The sequence below is a fragment of the Cupriavidus sp. CP313 genome (genome assembly GCF_054072015.1).
Genome location: NZ_JBSVZB010000010.1, coordinates 137,279 through 152,965, shown reverse-complemented (window position 1 = coordinate 152,965; position 15,687 = coordinate 137,279). Strand labels below are relative to the sequence as shown.

Here is a 15,687-nt window from a genome sequence, read left to right as displayed (position 1 = left end):
ATCGAGTTGGCGAGCTGCCGAATTGAACTAGCATGCATGGCTGCCGCCCGCCCGGCTATCGGCCATCACCATCGCGCTGCGCTCTGCCTCGCACAGATCCGCATGCAGCCCCTCGAAGGCGACCTGGGTGATAAGCCGATTGGCCCATCGCTGCTTGCGTTCGAACGGTGAGCGCGTGGGATCGCCCACCTCAGTAATCATTCGACCGAGACTGCCAACCATCGCATAGTGACCCCCGCTACCGTTGTACGGCTTCCCATTGAGCGCAAAGACGCGCGACGCGAGATCCGGCAGCCGACGGGCCGCTCGCTTGCGCCACCTCTCCCACTCGCGGTCGGCTTTGCGTTCCGCCTCCCACTGCTCGATCTCGGACTGTGCGATTTGCGCTGTCATGTCTGATCTCTGTGATGCTCTCGATGTCTTTGAGACAACCATACTGAAGCGAAAGGGAACCCCGCAAATATGGTTGACCGTCACTCAGCGGCCTGTGGCTGCTCGGCGGCCGTCCGGGGCCAGGTGCTGGCCAATCCTCGCCGTACTTTCACGCGCGTGCGGCATTTCCGCAGGTGCATCCGATCCTGTATGCTCGTCCCGCTGTCATGACCACTGGAGCAAAAACGTGATCGAAGAGTTTGCTTACAAGGACGAATCAGGCCGCTGGATTGGCGGGTATCCGACGCGCAAGGCCGCGATGCACGCCGGCTCAGAGCGCAGCGGCAGGAAGCAAGTCGTTACGGCGCCCATCGACCCGGAATCGCCTTCCTATTTCGCCCGGTTCGAAGCGCGCGCGGTCCTCTCTGCAATGATTTCTGGGCTTGAACGCGGCGTCGAGCTGGGGAAGGTGGTCGAAGTCGAGAGTGCTGTAGCGCGACTGCAGACGGTACTTTCGGCCAGCCCCCTGGACGCCAAGGATGAGCCTAATTCCGCGCTCCATCTTGATTTGATGAACAGACTGCAGGCGGCTGTGGAAGCCTGGCTGTCCGAGAATCGGGTCGAGTTTTCCCCGCCGAAGATCGTTCGCTACATGGCCGAGGAGCTTCACCTGGTTGGAACGAACCTCGATATACCGCTGCCATAGCCGAACGCCCGCGACCCCGTCGGCTGCAAGCCAGGCCAGTCAGCAAACAAGCCTGGTTGCACTCAATCAGTCACGCCCAATATCAAAACTCGGTCGCCGTCATTGTCTGGACGATGTCGCCCCCGCCGTCGGCCACATCAATTGCGACTCCGTCGTCCTGGTAGTTCGCGACGACAAACCCGAGGCTGCCATGCACCACGGTCACTCGGTCATCGTCCGTGTTTGGTCGAATCTCAACTTGAACCTGGTCCCCATATCGAATCAAAACTGGCTCCTGGCTAACCTGGCGCAATCGCTCTAGATCAGCTTCGATGCGAACACGCAACTTGTCCGTCTCGGCTCCTTCCGTCTCAGCCGGGGTAACCAGCCAACCGCGCTTCCGCATGATCTTTGCCACGATTTCCAGCGTGTAGTCAGGCACGTCTTCATCGGCAACAGAGATCAGATCGCTGCAACTGGGGCACTCCCCGGCAGCCATCAACTCGCCCGTCGAGACACGGTCATGGATGTCGTCAATGCGGAGCATCTCGGCTTCAATGCCTCGCCAGCCGCAGTTCCCGCAGTGGTATTGCGTCGATGTAGTCATGGTGTCGGTTCCGTGTGGATTCTGCTTCGGTTTGGTGAAGAGTGGATTTGGTGGCGGGGCGGGCACTTCGCCCGTCCCTTCGGTCTTTGCCCTGCCCCCAAGCTATCCCTCTGCGGCGTCAAGGACCGCGTCCTCAACGCCGCCCTTTACGTCCTCGGTCTGATAAACGGTCAGCTCGCCTGACTTGGCCAGTGCTGTCAGTGTCGAGAAGGCGGTGTATTCGGTCGCCATTCGGTTGCCTGCGAAGCGCGTCCGGCCTTCCCACCGCACATCGCCCATCCGATTGACGACAAGGCGATCTGATTCGATCCGGAATTCCGAGCGCGGATCGTGCCATTCGACAGCCAGGCTTGGATACAGAATCGAAACCGCATAGAGGCCGTTGTCGGCACAGGCACGCCTCAGGCGTTCGACCTCGCGGCGCAGTTCCCAGATGTCGCCTCGAAATGTCGCGTACCGGGGTCGGTCGAGGTCGTCGTTGTCCGACGAAACGGACATGTGGTAGCTGACCACCATTGCTGCTTGTTGTTCCGGGGTTTGCGTTTGCATCGTTCGCCTCTTGGCTCATTGGATAAAGCCAGACTACGAATTTGTTGGGGAACCAAGCAAACCCGGTAGCGCTTTGCGTGGGAAGCACGGCCCGCGCGATTGGGGCAAGGAGGTCAGGCGACTTGACGAAGGTACGCCCGTTGGGTGAGTGGGCCTGCCCACAGGCCGCCCCGGTATGGGACTGCGGCAGGCAGGTTATCGACTCGCTACTGCCCCGAGCACCGCGATAGAACCTCGGCCGGACCTGCCGCCGTATTCACTTCGGAATTGTTGGGGGTGCTCCGCCCGGTCGCGGACCGGAGTCGTCTAAATGCTCGCCGGCGTTTCGCGAGAAAGCGCGAGGGTGGCCAGGGCGCCGGCCCTCTCGTAGCCTGGGTTCTCGCTGTTCGCGGCGATGACCGCCAGGATCTCTCGTGCCACCAGGGCATCGAACATCAATGTGCCGATTACAGAGGCGCCTCCACCTAGACGCTTAGCGACGTCCGCGAGCGCCCGTTGGTACATCTGTTCGTGAGTCATTTCAGTTGCCTTTCTCCGCTATGGTGGCCAGTGCCCCGGAAGAAGCTGGTACGTCTTACTGTGGCTGGCCCTTATTCAGACGCGCGGCAACGTCATCGGCAGCCTCTTTGGAGCCATACACCTTGACGTAGGGTGCGCCGGCTTCAGTCTCGGAGTTCTCGTCAAATAGCAGCCATGCGTTGCCATCCATACCTTCCACGATCCAGTTCTCTTTCATTTTCATCCCCTGTTGTATCCGCCCGCGCACGGTCAGATACCGGCGCGGTCCAGCCACCGAGCAAGCCGGTCACTGGCTGGCGGCACGAGCCTTGAGTCGACGAATGACTGCGCGGGTTTGCCATTTCGCGACGTTTAGAGGCAACCTGGTGTGCAGGTAGCCCAAAGACAGGACGCGGACGAAGCCGTCGATGACAGTCGCGGCCCCGAACGCCATATTGCTGATGCGCCCTGCTGCGTGGCGATTTCGTTCGATCATGTATCACCCCTGGTTTCATCATCGATACGTATAGCCTATCGATCAGTGGCGGAACCCCACAAATCTCGCTGGGGTTTTGCCCCGACGGCAGGAGCATCAAGCCATGTGGACAGGCCGGCGAGAGGGCTGCGAAACGGCCGGCCTGGCGCTGCCTTGGGAGGTGTGACGCGCAAAGGGGGCGGCACCACCGTTCGGGGCGGCGTACCCTGTCCAGGTACTACCCCCCGCCCCGGCCTACCGGACGGTGGCTAGGCCCCTGACCCCAGTGCGCCCGTGGTGAACGACCAGGAGAAGCTCACCGGTTTTCCGGCCCGCGTCCCCGAGAAGGTGGCGGTATAGGTCTCCCGGTCGGCCAGGGGCGAGATCGGCAGCAGGAAGACCGCGTTGTTGCGAATGTATCCGTCGGCCACGCCGTCAGACCCGCCGGCCTTCGCGGCCTGGGAGACAAGAACCCGCGCCGGCACCTCCGCTCCGTTGCTTTCTACAACCTTGAATGTGGTCACGGACAGAACCTCAGCGAGCGCGCCATTGGCATAGACCATCAACGGTCGACCAGGTGTAGGCAGGTCAGGGGCGGGATTAGGTGACTCGCCTGCGAAATTGAATCCCGCCTGTACATCCCTCTCGCCATTTCCGGGCACCGTAACGAAGGTTCCGGCGTCGAAGTGCTGACCGCCTCCATAGGGCACGCCGTTGGGCATGGGGTGGCCTTGCGCGGCCGCCTGCGTTCCAAAGTTCAAGACGCACAGATTCAACCCCAACGCCCCCGTAGCGCTGAATCCGATGCCAACCGACTCCTGGTTCGTCACGAGCGTCTGTAGATGGTAGACGGTGTGATACCACTGGTTGAAGCACCTGAGGCCGATCTCGCTGTCGTCCGGCCCCCGTGCCGCTCCGACGACTTCGCCCACCCATTGGGAGGCAGCGGCGCCGGCTTTGCGCGCCCGCAGCAGCGGCGTGGCCTCATAGAAGTCCTGGTCGCCAGGCGTTTGGTTGTGCTGCGCCACATTGTGCGTATTCAGATAGGCCGCGTGCGCCTGGGCGGCGGCGTCGAGCGCCATGTCCTGCGCGAGCAACCCTACGCCGAGCTTCTGGCGCAATGCGTTGACTGCCCTGAACAACGCGAGGTGACCCGATCCTACCGCATAGGTCGGCTCCGGCACGCTCGTCTGCGGAGCGCGGAAGGAAGAGGCTTCAGGGGTTTGAGGCGGTGGCGGAGCGTCGGCGGCCCCACCCGCGGCGAGCCCCGACCAAAAGACGGTTGTGGCGAGCACCGCCGAGCAGATCGTGTTCTTGTTCATCTTCTTCTTGTTGTTGACCAAATTGGATCGCCGCCCCTGACGTAACGGCTATTCGGGCTGGCGACTTTATACAGTCAAACTACCAATCTGCCGTGGAACCCCGCAAACCCTTGGGGTTTCCTGCCTCTGGGGTTTGCGGCTCCCATTGCCGCCCCTGTCCATGCCGCTGGCCAGCTCGTCGGGCATGCCGGTGGTGCCCGTGCCCATGAGCCCGCGCCGCGCGCGCGAGTTCGACCGTCCGGTGGCGCCAAACCCTACGATCCGCCCAATGACGTGCGCCAGCTACGCCGCGAACAATACGCACGCGAGCGCCGCACGCGGCCCGTGCTGTCGAAAGGGAAAGGGCGGGTTTGACGCGCCGGTGATATGGTGCTTCGTATGGTATGTTTTTCCATATGCAAGCCGGCACCGCGAGGCACGACTAGACCCACAAGGGGAGTGGCCATCCATGGACGCACAGATCTACCGCACCCGCGCGGCCAAGGCGCTGGCCGCGTTGGACACCGCCACTGGCTACCACCAGACGGCGCACGCGACCATGCGCGGCGCGCTGCGGGCGTCCGCCATTGATGACGCGCTGACGCTCTCAGGCCAAGCCGGCGCTCGCGTCTCTGCCATTGGCGCCGCGCTCGCCGAAATCCAAGGCAATGAGGCCGCCGCGTCATTCGCCGAGGCGCTGGCGCTGCGCGGCGATCCCGACGCGCCCGTCGACCTCGATGACTGGCTGCGCGAAACGCTGGAGGGCGCCGGGGGGGCTTGTGGGCGGTTACCTGTAGGCGCATGCTGGTGGGCGACCATCGCCCCCCGAAATGTCAAAGCCCGCATCGCGCGGGCTTTGTCTTTGGGGGAGGCCTTCCGGCTTGTTTCACGAACGTGAAAGTTCGCCTGGATCGGATTTCTCCACGGTGAGGCGGAACACGACCGCACGTTTGCTCATGTCCACAAACGCGTCATGGCCCACTACTTTGCCCGCCGCAGCAGGCTTGATGTTGTTAGGCGTTGAGAACCTGGCCAACGCGGATCAGGTTGCCGAAGTCATCCACTACGCCAGATACGGGCCGCCGTAGTCAGCGCGCTCAAACACATAGTTGAAGCGGCAATCCAGCTTCCACTTTTCGATGGTCGTTTGGGTCAGCCAGCTGTCCATTTCTCAATCCTCTTGTGGTTTTGGGTGCCAGAACCCGCAGTGCGGGCACTTTCGAATCCTTGCGCGCAGTCCACACCAGCCGCATGAGGGGCAAACGTGGGTGCGCTTCGGGCGATGACGCGTTGGCCTTGGTAAGCCCGAGCGGCGTATGACGCCTTCGCGGCTTCCGGTTGCCACGCTCAACAGCAGCAATAGGCGATCACCGTCTTGCAGCCTCGGCAGATCTGCCCCGTTGCGCGTTGCTCCGCCACAAGTGCGGCATCGCAGGCTGGGCACCGATGGGGGACAAAGAAGCCGCGTAGCTCGCCGGGCTGGACTTCAGTGCCGCAACACCTGCACACATGACGCCAGGCTCCGGCAACGTGGAAGCCCCCGCACCGGGAACAATGGTCGGTCGCGCCCGCAACCCGGTCAGGCGCAACGGACAACGGGTAGACGGAGTGGTATCGCTCGCCGAACTGCTGGATCTCGCTGACGCACCGCGGCGTGGCGCATCGAATTGAGGAGGTCTCGCTCACGATCAGCCTCACGTGCAGGTTTGAGGATCCACGACCGCCGGCTTTGCCAGCAGCGCGTCGATGCCGGTAAGCGCCGCCGTGTACTCGCAGTCTGGGCCGGGCATGATCCCTTCCCGCTCGTTGTAGACGTGGTCCCACATCGTCCTCTCGACGAGGTCACGCAGCTTGCGCAACTCGTTCACCAAGTGGGCCTTCCTGCCGCTGAACGTGGCGACGGAGCCGGGATGCTCGCAGTGGTCGCAGGTGATGTCGGCAACCGGATCCCATGCGTAGCCGCCCTGGAGGGTGACGCCGCCCGGCATGGGTTGTACGACAGAGGTGGCTAAAACCCGAAGGTCATCGTCACGGCCACAGTTCGGGCACGCCAGCCCGTGGCTCTCGAATACAGTTGTCATCGCAGGTATCTTCTTGTCTGAATGAGGGAGGTGCCGCCCGCAGCGGGCCACCCGACGAATCAGAGCGCCGCAAGCGGTCGGCGCGTGGAGGTGGTGCGGGAACTGCGGACTGCCCGTGCGACCATCCAGAGAACCGGCGAATAGGCAGTGGCCACGCACAACCCACCTACCCAGGCCGGCGGCGCGACGGCCTCGGCGCAGTACCCAACCGTTGTCAGCAACGCCAATAGAAAGGCGGAAACAACGTGGGCCGCTTGCTCGCCTTCGAATGCCTCACCCTCGCCAAGCATCTGCTTGAAGTGGCTACCGAGGTATGCCGCCAATGGCGCAACCACGGTCGAAGCGATCAGGAGAAAGCTGACAAGGGCGAAGGTCTGGGTTTGGTACGTAGGTTGCATGGGGACTCCCCGGTGGCTTAATCGGCAAACCCAGACTACCCATCGCGCCGGAAACCCTGCAAATATTTCGTTGCAACCAGTCTTTGCGAAACATGCTCGCTTCGCGTCAGGTCTCGACACGGTCACTACTTGGCGGAAGCGCGTGTAGCGCTTCCAAGAGCGCGGCCCCCTAGATGCGGTCATCCTTTGCTGCAACAGGTCCGGCCAACCGGCCTCATCGGAATCGACGCTGTCCACCAAACCTGACCCCTTCGACTTCGCCTTCTGAGGAGCCCCTGCATCCCCGCAGACCGTAGTACCCGAAGTCACTGTGCACGAGCTGGGCGCGCTGCTCGGCGTGCAGCCCTATCGGCAGCGTCGGCATCGGTACGATCGGGGGCGCAACTACTCACAGCGGGATCAGGTTCCCACCGTCAGGTGCGTCGGATACGTGCGGGTTTGCGCGGGTACCCGGCCGATCCATAGGATTGACTCCACCAACAAACGATTTGTGGAGGCACAGATGGAACTGAAAGAGATCGAACACGCCAGTATCAGCACGTCTGGCTGGGCCGTCGTTCAAGCTTCGCGGCTGGAGGCGCTGCGCAAACTCGCCGCGGCTGCGCAAACTGTTGTGCAAGACTGGCCACAGGTGCTGACCGACGAAGAGATGAATGGGGGTGACGCGGTCGACTGGATCGGGCGGCTCTACCGGATGGTGTGCGAAATCCAGGGTATTAGCGTCGAACCGGTTGACCAGGATGCCGTCGCGGAATGGGTCGGGCTGCACTACGGCAAGAACTACGATGCCGAGACGGGCGCAGCGAAGGCGGAATGGATCCGTCGTTATCAGGAGTCGCACCAGGAAGCTGCGGCGCTGGCCACCAGCTCAGCGCCGCCCGGTGCGCCGAGCAAGGCAAACCCACTATGCCTGCATCTGTACCGATTCCTGTTCCCGGTTGCGAGCTGGACTCGAACCGGGCAGGACATTACGCCCGAGCAGATGCGCGATGGTATCCAGAAACGTCTCGACGCCGCCTACTCCGAGGGGACGCTGCTCGAAATGATCGGCAAACCGGAGCAAACTGCGGAAGTTTGCGCCTGATTTCGGAATCCCCGGCCCCACTAAGGATCGCGGCCGGGGGAGGGCGCCCACCCGCAGCCGGGAATCTCGAGCGGGGGGCTCCCGATTATTGCTGAATAGTTCCGTGGTCCTCGCACCAAGATTTCAGCGAAGCCAGGGCCGCCCCGCCCCTTTATTCACCGCCGAGTGGAGCGAATAACTGCCCCACTCACTCGCTGTCTCGCCGAATTGAAAAGTGGTCGCCGGAACAGCCTAGAAATGATCCGGTTACGCGCCCAGTTTTATTCGCGCCCACTAGCCTTTTCCAAGTTCCCCGCTCGTTCACTATCCGAAGCTGCCTGCCGATCAGCAGGTTTGTCTCCGCCACCGCGACCTGAACGATGGGCATATATGGCCTTGCCATAATATGAACTCGCTTTCAAAGCCGAATTACCCATTTCCGCCGCAGTAGCGGCGACTCCCTGCCTTGCCTTTCGATTTGCCCCAAACTGGCCGCGCATTTGGTAGAGCGTGAACTTAGGGCCATCCTTGCCGAACACCGCCCGTGACGAACTCCATAGATAACGGCGTGCCCGCATGTAAATCAGATCGAATTCCTCGCCAGCATCCATCAGGCGGCGCAGTGTCATCATGAAATCATCAACGGCCGCCCTGTCGCTTTCGTCTATCGACACCAAGCGGTATTTGGGCTCCCCCTGCTCCATCACCTCACTCACCGGTTCGACCTCAAGTCGGGCGAGGCCCGCTGTCCAGTCGGCTTGTTGCCGTCGCTGCTTTGCTGTCTTGACCTGCAGGGAGATCTTTTCTTCATCAGCCCAAGTTGCGCCGACCCACTCAACTGGACGCAGTCCCGAAGCCAAGCCGGCTCGTAACCAGGCACCGACCAACAAGCCAACGCTGATTTCCCTGGATGACACCTCGGCGCGCCGGTCAAGGTACCGCAGCAACCGGTCGAAGTCCCGCTTTGCGAAAGTGCGTTTGCGTTGGGACTTCGAGGAGTAGCGCGTCGCAGTGGTCCCGGGTTTGGGACCCTTGAATCCATCCTTCGGGCAACCTGCCAGCAAGATTACCCTCGCCTGCATCTTCTCGGGGTCGTCTGGCAACCCCTCCAGCCAGTAGAGCACCGCAGAACGGCTCGTGTTCCATGTCGACGGCCGCAGTTCCGGTACGCGACGCAGCAGTAGATCCACGATCTCCAACGGGCCGACAGCTCGGTGTCTCGCGTCGTCTTCATCCTCGGCGACCACCTGCCGCCACAGCGAGTCGACCGCCTCCCGGTAGCGAATAAGGATCGGGTCAGAAACTCTCTGCACCGTGGGCCCAAAGGCGGTGCCGGCAGTCGCGCTGACCGGATGCGGCCGCCGCCCTGTCTTCCCATCTGCCGGGTCGAACTCCTTGGCACCGGCTTCAGAATATCGGTCCAGCCCTGTCTCAGGACCACCCGCTCGATGAGACATCTCCGACAGAACGTAGCTCGGGATCTGCCCCTTCTCCGCGGGAGACTTGAACATGGCTAGTGCAACCTCTAACCCAATCTTCGGACGCTCATAGGAACCTTCCGCTGCAGTTCCATCGTTCATTTCGGCTCTGTAATGGCCCTCGGATTTGTCGTTACGGTCAATCATCTTCGATCAGGTCTGAGAAGGTCGCAGTTGCACCGTCGAGTATTCTATACGGGTGATGTGAAGCGCGTTTTCCGTATGGTGAATATGTGATCTTTGTTATCGCACAAATGTGAACTTTTTTCACCCTCCGGCCGCAGGCGTTCTCAACCTGGCCCAACTCGGTGCCCGCTCGCCCGTTACGCGCCGGTGGGGACCTCGGAAGCCCGCTGAATTTGCTCGCCCACTCGCCAATATCCCCGGTCCAAAGCCACCACTGCTATCACGCACGAATCGCTGAAGGCCAAGGCCATCCTGAAACTGGCTATGTGATGTTGATGTGAAATAGTTCCCGGCTATATGTGAGTTTTTTGAGAGCTAATGACACTCATTTTTCCTTTTTATTTCAATCACCTAGCCGTACTCGTGGAAAGCCGCCGTGCGCCATGTATTGAACCGCGCCGGTGGTGTATTGAACCGCGCCGTTGATGTATTGAACCGCGCCGGCCGATTTCTCCCAGGCGCACCGGTCGAATTCACGGGCGATAGGGCCCAGCACTGTAAAGGACACGATTGGGAATTTCGGGGGAAATTGGGTAAGGGTCGGAGCAGCAAGGCTACTGACGCGCTTGAAAGCGCTTGAACGCGCTTGAATGGCGGAAGTCGGACGCCACGCCTCTGCGCCTCCGTGACGGCTGGGTGCTTAAATGCGATTGAAAGCGCTTGAAAGCGCTTGGGCGCGCTCGAACGCGCTTGGAGGCGCCTCCCCAACCGGTGAATCTGACTGCCGCCGTTGGGAGCGAACTGGCCTAGAAGAATACGCGTGAGGGAGGCCGGCTGCGCCGGCCAGTGAAGAGAGCCGAGGAATGCCGGCTCAGCGAAGCTGCTTACATGGAGCGTTGGCGGCTTTCCTGTTCGCCGAAGCGGGCACGGGCATCCCGAAGATCGCTGTAGATTGAGGCACTGTTTTCCTTGGCAGCGGCAATCAGTGATGTGATCCGGCTAGACGCAACAATCGGCGCGACCGTGTCGCCGGCGGCTTGGGCCTGTACCCTCGCCTGGTGCACGATGGTCATGATCCGGCGTTGAGTCGCTTCTGCCTCCTTCCTTTCGCGGTGGCCAGCGTACACGAGGAGGTCCAAGGCGGTGCGGCAGCTGTTCTGCAACCCGCTCAATAGCCATTCGCAGTCTGCGCCCCAGCTCACCCGCCGCGGGGACTGGAGATGCAAGTCGATGTCCGCAAAGGCCCCGGACATTTCGTCGGCCAGGCGTTCTGAGCTTGCCGTTACCGCGGCTTCCAGGCGCTGGAGATATTGCTGTTGCTGGCCGGCATGGGCAAGAGTCGGTGAGATCATCGGGATAGCAAATATCCTATAGGGTTGGATGCTACTGCGAAATATACCTCTCCGGCCGACTGGAGTCTAACTCCCCTTTGGCCGCCGGAAGAGGAAGGTGAGAAAGATTTGCGTGGTCCCCCCCTTGACATGGCATCATCGAATCATGGCTCTAGAAGAACGACATTTTTATCGGAAACCTACTGCCAGAAGACCGCCTAACAATCGGCCCTCAACCCGAGGGGCTAAATCGGATGCCCCGCACCGACGTTGGGCACCGGATAACAGGACGAAGACCATGAAGTTCACTAATCACAACCTATCTGAAAAGGGATTGGCGCCCTTTACAGCTGTGATGGCTGCTATCGGCCCTGGCGTGGTAGCGGCCCAGACTGCTGCAGTCCAGGGCGTATTGAATTCCCGCACTTTGACGATGGCTACTTTGGTGCCCGCGTCGCTATTTTCGGTGTTCGCTTTGGGCTATGTACCCTTTGAGCTTGCACGTGCGCTTCTCACCGGTAATGTAACGAGCCTGAATGCCGCGCACCTTGAGGTGATGGGGTGCGCGCTCTGCATTTTCACCCTAGTGACGACTGCTCTTTACATGAAGGCGTACAAGTTCGGCCCCGGCGTTTTCAGTCTCGCTAGCGGGTGGATAGTTCGGCTCGGCATAATAGGCGGTTTTGCGCTGGCGGCCATAGCTGGCTTTCTCGGATATGAAAAGACCGGTTACTACATAGCCGCTGCGCTTGTCGCTTTCTATCCCGTTAGTGCCGCCGAGGACCTGGCGGCAATGATTGCCAAACATCCGGTCGCTGCCGGGCAGCCGATCGCCGAGGTTGAAAAGTACCTGTGGCACGGTTTTCCCGGCCTTGTGGCAAAGATATGCGGCTGGACTGGTTTTGCGATAGTCACCCTGCGGGCCTTGATTTGGTTCATTCACCTTCGCCACTGATGATGTCTCTACTTAGACGCCTAAGTTTTACGCACAGAGAAGCCCCGCTATGGGGCTTCTTCCATTCTGGGCATGACCACCTCCGAAGCACCTTGCTGGTAGGTCGCCCCCTCCAACGAAAAAGGCCCGCGAGCATCGCGGGCCTTTCTCACTAGGACTAACCAGATATCTTTGCGGCTTGCCCGCCCCAACGCGCGAAGCTCTGCACTGTCCCCTCAATCTTGTGGTCAAGCTCCTTAGCGAAGCGCGCCTCCATGCCGCTCCCGAACCATGCGATCACCCGATCGGCCAGCTCGTAGATAAGGTTGAATAGAACCTGAAGCATCAGGATCAGCAGCATCAAGAGGATGCAGAAGAAACCGATGATGCTCAGCACGCCGGTGGCGGAGTTGCCTTGCACATTAGCCAACGCCGGTCCGAACATCTGAAACAGCAGGGTCCCCACCAGTACAGACGTCGCTGAAGCGAAGAAGAACGCGAGCACCATCAGGCCGGGCCGTAATAGCATGTTCAAGATGTAGAGATACCCCTTTTCGGTCCGCTGGCCGAGACCCTCACCCTCTGCGTGAAGGTGGGAAAAAGCCCAGATCTGCGCCGCGATCAAGCCCTCAATGAAGCTCGCGAAATAGCTCACCAAGCCGGTGAACCAGGTGATAAACGGGATGAATGGTACATAGAACGAAAGGACCATCCCGATCACCATCAGCGCACCGAGCAGCATCGGGGCCATCCCAGCAAAGTCTGCCAAGATTGTTCCGAAGATTCCGCCGCTCAGCTTCAGCAACTTGCCACCCAGCCCCTTGGCGCCGGGGCTCTCAGAGGCGACCTGCCCTGCAGCTTCAGCGGCGGCGCCCACCGGCGTGCTTCGTGCCACTGCGGACGCCAAGTATGCACCCTGGACGCCAACGAGCAACCAGTCTCCCAGATTCTTGGCCGCGATCAACGGGTTGACCATCCCGGTTCCACCAGAATCGGCGGCCACACCGTTAGTAATCGCCATGATGATGGACTGTCCGACGGAGCAGTTACCGGTCGCGGTCCCGGCGCCGACAGCGTTTCCAACCTTGTTGCTCACGCTCGACAATAAGCCCGGCTCGTCGCAGAAATCACCCGCCCGGCTGGCCACCGCTGTGTTCGCCTTGATGCCAAGTGACTTTAGCCCATCGGACACGGACTCGATCCGCTGGCCTCCGGCGGCCGCAAGCGCCTCCTCTGCGCCTTGAACTTGCAAGGTCGTCTGGGTCATGGCGGTTTGAATTGCGGCGTTCATCTCCGCGAATGCGCTGTACCAGGAGCCAATGGTCGCCCACCCGCCCTGCTTCATATTCTGAAGCGCCCGATCCTTAAGCGAGTGGTCTTCCTTCGGGTCGCCACGAACGGCCGTCAGAAACTGGTTCTGCGCCTCAATCATGGTCTTCGCCACGTCCATGTCCGGGTAGGTCGGCACGGGGTTGATGCGCATATGGGTCTGACCGTCTTCCGCCGCGTAGATATCAAACCACGCCTTTGCCAGCTGCTGGATACTGCCGTTCACTGACTGCAGCATCGCTGGATACTGCTGGTTTGTCCTGGCGGCAATTGCCGCGATCTTGTCATAGTCCACTGCAGCATTGCGGAATCCACCCAAGCTATACCCCGATCGAGCGCCATTTCCGTGCGTGACGATGGTGACGCTGCCGCATGAATCCGGTGCCACCAATTTGGTGCCGTCAAAGGTTATCTCCTGCGTTGCCTGGCCGGTCTTGCTCCGATAGTCGTTGCTGAGCATCGTGCACACGTGCATCGAAAAGAGTTCACGGCCAAGCTCCCCAGTAAAGCCAACTGTCCCGACACCTTGAGCAATCGCCGGTGGCGGGACGATTGCCTCGAAGTCGGCCGCACGGTCAATAGCCGTGTTGGAGAGCAAGTTTGCGATGCCGATCCCGAGAATCCCCACCATCATCATGACCGATTGCGCGAGTGAAAAGCCCCCAAACACCGGCAACATCCCCCCAACACCAATCGTCATACGGATGGGCAGCCAAAGCGAGCTCAGCCGCTTGCCGAGGACCTCGCCTTCGTGCGCGGTCTGGGCGATCCCTGACAGGACGTGGTAGCCGACCCAGGACGCCCCGACGACGAACAGGCAAGCATTGAAGATGAAGAACATGCTGCCGAGCAACTCAGTGGGAGGGCCAACAGCGGCGAACGGGTTTTGTCCGAAGTCGCCAAGCATGTTGTTAAGGATATTCCGAGCCTTATCGTCGGCTCCCGACCCAGCGGCCTCGATTTGGCCGTACGTCGGCATGTCCCCCACAGACTGAGCCCACGTTTGTGCCGACCACGCGACAAGCACGAGGCACAGCACCAGCGTAAGCATGAGCATCGGCTGCTTGCGCCAGATAGAGCGATCCATTGTCGTTCCCCTTTAGAAAAAGGTATGCCCGCACATTCGGCGGGCATGGCTTCGGTGGTATTTTGATAAAGCGACTATCGGTTCGCAGCGGCGTTCGATTTCAGGCTATTCAGGTAGCCCTGGAGCACCGGCCGAAGATTCTGCTGCAGGAACGCAGAGTAGATCTGGCCAAGGAGCACATTGGTCCGCTTTTGCTCCTGCAGCGCCAGAAAGTCGATCCGCTTGCCGAGCGCCGCAACGTAGAGGTGCTCCCGCGCCTGAATCTCCGGCCCGCCAGCGGTCATCAGCTTGTACCAGTCCTCATTGCCGACCCGCTTCTCGATTTCGAGGTTCAACAAGTCAGCATCTGACACACCCTTTGCGTTCCAGCTCGGGAAATTCGTGTCCAGGTACTTTTGAACCCACGCGCCCGTGTCCGCGTCCTTGGTCATCTGCTGCGCCGCAGCCTTGTTGCCGGTCCGCGCGAGCAGCCATGCCGCATAGTCATTCGCCGGCTTTTTCGCGAGCGACATCCTTGCCTCATAGATGTTTTTCAGACCAAGATAGGCCTGGCCGTTCAGCGTCTTCAGTTCCTCCGCGCCGACCATGCGCGGGGGTAGCGGATCACCAACATTGTTCAGATACGCAGACAACGCCTCACCCTCGTCGCCAACGGGGTCGAGTGTCAGGCGGCGCTTCTCAGCGCCCAGCTGCTGCGGGCCGTCAAACAGCGTGTCCGCTCGAATGTCTGCGTCGATAAAGCGGTTCTTGTTCGAGGGGCTGACGCCGGCGCCGCGGCAGAGGAAACGCCGCACCTGGTCGCCAATTGATCCACCGCCGGCAAAGGTGCCGCACGATCCGATACCAATGTCGGCCGCCTGCTTGTTCGGGTCCGAGGGAGGCAACTGCTCCTTGCGCGCGACTTCCGCGGCCGTGACCTGGCGGGGACTGTAGGTATTCTTGGCAGTCGGTGATGCTGCCGAGCCTTCGCCCACGCCGGTACCTGCGGAAGATCCACCACCACCGCCCCCGCCCCTTGCTGTTGAGATCACGCCGCACTGGGTTGAGGGGTAGCGGTTCTGGGTACGATTGCGCTCGGTCTCGCTTGCAGAGCCGCGAGTTGCCGTGCTCACCTGGTCAGCGGCCTTTGCTGCCTGGGTGGCAAGCAGCTTACCTTGCTCACCGATTGCCTTAACCATGTCGGAGCGCATGGTGTCGATGCGGTCTGACACGTAATCCCGACTTGCCTCGATGCGGTCGAGGATCTGCATCTTCCCAACGACATCAACGCTGCACACCATCACAGCAGACGCAGGACCGGCGGCGATCACCATCGCCGTCCCGACGCACACCTTCATGGCCGATTGTCTGTACTTCATACCAAGAACTCCTTT

At 60.9% G+C, this 15,687-nt stretch carries 17 protein-coding genes; 4 read left to right on the top strand and 13 right to left on the bottom strand.

The window, feature by feature from the left end; genetic code table 11:
* Positions 1 to 27: 27 nt before the first annotated feature.
* Complete coding sequence (locus tag ACW4E8_RS16215) at positions 28 to 393, bottom strand: hypothetical protein (RefSeq protein ID WP_456805434.1); 366 nt, start codon at positions 391 to 393, stop codon at positions 28 to 30.
* Between the two features lie 226 nt (positions 394 to 619).
* On the opposite strand from ACW4E8_RS16215, the gene ACW4E8_RS16210 reads away from it, so the two are divergent.
* The gene (locus ACW4E8_RS16210; RefSeq protein WP_456805433.1) at positions 620 to 1,078 is read left to right on the top strand and encodes a hypothetical protein; all 459 of its coding nucleotides are present in this window, start codon (positions 620 to 622) and stop codon (positions 1,076 to 1,078) included.
* Positions 1,079 to 1,160: 82 nt separating this feature from the next.
* Here the strand turns inward: ACW4E8_RS16210 and ACW4E8_RS16205 are convergent, their stop codons facing one another.
* From ACW4E8_RS16205 to ACW4E8_RS16180, 6 genes are all read right to left on the bottom strand, one after another.
* On the bottom strand, positions 1,161 to 1,664 hold the full coding sequence (locus ACW4E8_RS16205; protein WP_456805432.1) for a hypothetical protein: 504 nt from the start codon (positions 1,662 to 1,664) through the stop codon (positions 1,161 to 1,163).
* 102 nt (positions 1,665 to 1,766) lie between these two features.
* Complete coding sequence (locus tag ACW4E8_RS16200) at positions 1,767 to 2,213, bottom strand: hypothetical protein (RefSeq protein ID WP_456805431.1); 447 nt, start codon at positions 2,211 to 2,213, stop codon at positions 1,767 to 1,769.
* A gap of 306 nt (positions 2,214 to 2,519) precedes the next feature.
* A complete protein-coding gene (locus ACW4E8_RS16195) occupies positions 2,520 to 2,732 on the bottom strand; it encodes a hypothetical protein (RefSeq protein ID WP_456805430.1) in 213 nt (70 codons plus the stop codon).
* A 55-nt stretch (positions 2,733 to 2,787) separates the two neighbouring features.
* On the bottom strand, positions 2,788 to 2,949 hold the full coding sequence (locus tag ACW4E8_RS16190; RefSeq protein WP_456805429.1) for a hypothetical protein: 162 nt from the start codon (positions 2,947 to 2,949) through the stop codon (positions 2,788 to 2,790).
* Between the two features lie 69 nt (positions 2,950 to 3,018).
* Positions 3,019 to 3,207, bottom strand: coding sequence for a hypothetical protein (locus ACW4E8_RS16185; protein ID WP_456805428.1), 189 nt, complete (start codon positions 3,205 to 3,207; stop codon positions 3,019 to 3,021).
* A 248-nt stretch (positions 3,208 to 3,455) separates the two neighbouring features.
* Positions 3,456 to 4,529 (bottom strand): CAP domain-containing protein, encoded by a 1,074-nt coding sequence (locus ACW4E8_RS16180; protein ID WP_456805427.1) that lies wholly within the window; start codon positions 4,527 to 4,529, stop codon positions 3,456 to 3,458.
* 427 nt (positions 4,530 to 4,956) lie between these two features.
* On the opposite strand from ACW4E8_RS16180, the gene ACW4E8_RS16175 reads away from it, so the two are divergent.
* Complete coding sequence (locus ACW4E8_RS16175; RefSeq protein WP_456805426.1) at positions 4,957 to 5,385, top strand: copper resistance protein CopV; 429 nt, start codon at positions 4,957 to 4,959, stop codon at positions 5,383 to 5,385.
* A gap of 796 nt (positions 5,386 to 6,181) precedes the next feature.
* Here ACW4E8_RS16175 and ACW4E8_RS16170 read toward each other — a convergent pair.
* Together ACW4E8_RS16170 and ACW4E8_RS16165 are read right to left on the bottom strand one after the other, a co-directional pair.
* A complete protein-coding gene (locus tag ACW4E8_RS16170; protein ID WP_456805425.1) occupies positions 6,182 to 6,568 on the bottom strand; it encodes a hypothetical protein in 387 nt (128 codons plus the stop codon).
* Between the two features lie 59 nt (positions 6,569 to 6,627).
* Complete coding sequence (locus tag ACW4E8_RS16165; RefSeq protein WP_456805424.1) at positions 6,628 to 6,966, bottom strand: hypothetical protein; 339 nt, start codon at positions 6,964 to 6,966, stop codon at positions 6,628 to 6,630.
* Positions 6,967 to 7,468: 502 nt separating this feature from the next.
* Between ACW4E8_RS16165 and ACW4E8_RS16160 the strand changes: the two genes are divergently transcribed.
* A complete protein-coding gene (locus ACW4E8_RS16160) occupies positions 7,469 to 8,050 on the top strand; it encodes a hypothetical protein (protein ID WP_456805423.1) in 582 nt (193 codons plus the stop codon).
* Positions 8,051 to 8,310: 260 nt separating this feature from the next.
* On the opposite strand, the gene ACW4E8_RS16155 is transcribed toward ACW4E8_RS16160, so the two are convergent.
* Together ACW4E8_RS16155 and ACW4E8_RS16150 are read right to left on the bottom strand one after the other, a co-directional pair.
* Positions 8,311 to 9,654, bottom strand: coding sequence for a hypothetical protein (locus ACW4E8_RS16155; protein ID WP_456805422.1), 1,344 nt, complete (start codon positions 9,652 to 9,654; stop codon positions 8,311 to 8,313).
* 863 nt (positions 9,655 to 10,517) lie between these two features.
* Positions 10,518 to 10,985 (bottom strand): hypothetical protein, encoded by a 468-nt coding sequence (locus ACW4E8_RS16150; RefSeq protein ID WP_456805421.1) that lies wholly within the window; start codon positions 10,983 to 10,985, stop codon positions 10,518 to 10,520.
* Between the two features lie 277 nt (positions 10,986 to 11,262).
* Here ACW4E8_RS16150 and ACW4E8_RS16145 point away from each other — a divergent pair, with 277 nt between their 5' ends.
* Complete coding sequence (locus ACW4E8_RS16145) at positions 11,263 to 11,919, top strand: hypothetical protein (protein ID WP_456805420.1); 657 nt, start codon at positions 11,263 to 11,265, stop codon at positions 11,917 to 11,919.
* A 157-nt stretch (positions 11,920 to 12,076) separates the two neighbouring features.
* On the opposite strand, the gene ACW4E8_RS16140 is transcribed toward ACW4E8_RS16145, so the two are convergent.
* Entirely contained in the window at positions 12,077 to 14,314 is a 2,238-nt protein-coding gene (locus tag ACW4E8_RS16140) for a DotA/TraY family protein (RefSeq protein ID WP_456805419.1), read from the bottom strand.
* A gap of 74 nt (positions 14,315 to 14,388) precedes the next feature.
* Positions 14,389 to 15,672: a hypothetical protein gene (locus tag ACW4E8_RS16135; RefSeq protein ID WP_456805418.1), complete on the bottom strand. Its 1,284-nt coding sequence runs from the start codon at positions 15,670 to 15,672 to the stop codon at positions 14,389 to 14,391.
* Positions 15,673 to 15,687: the final 15 nt, after the last annotated feature.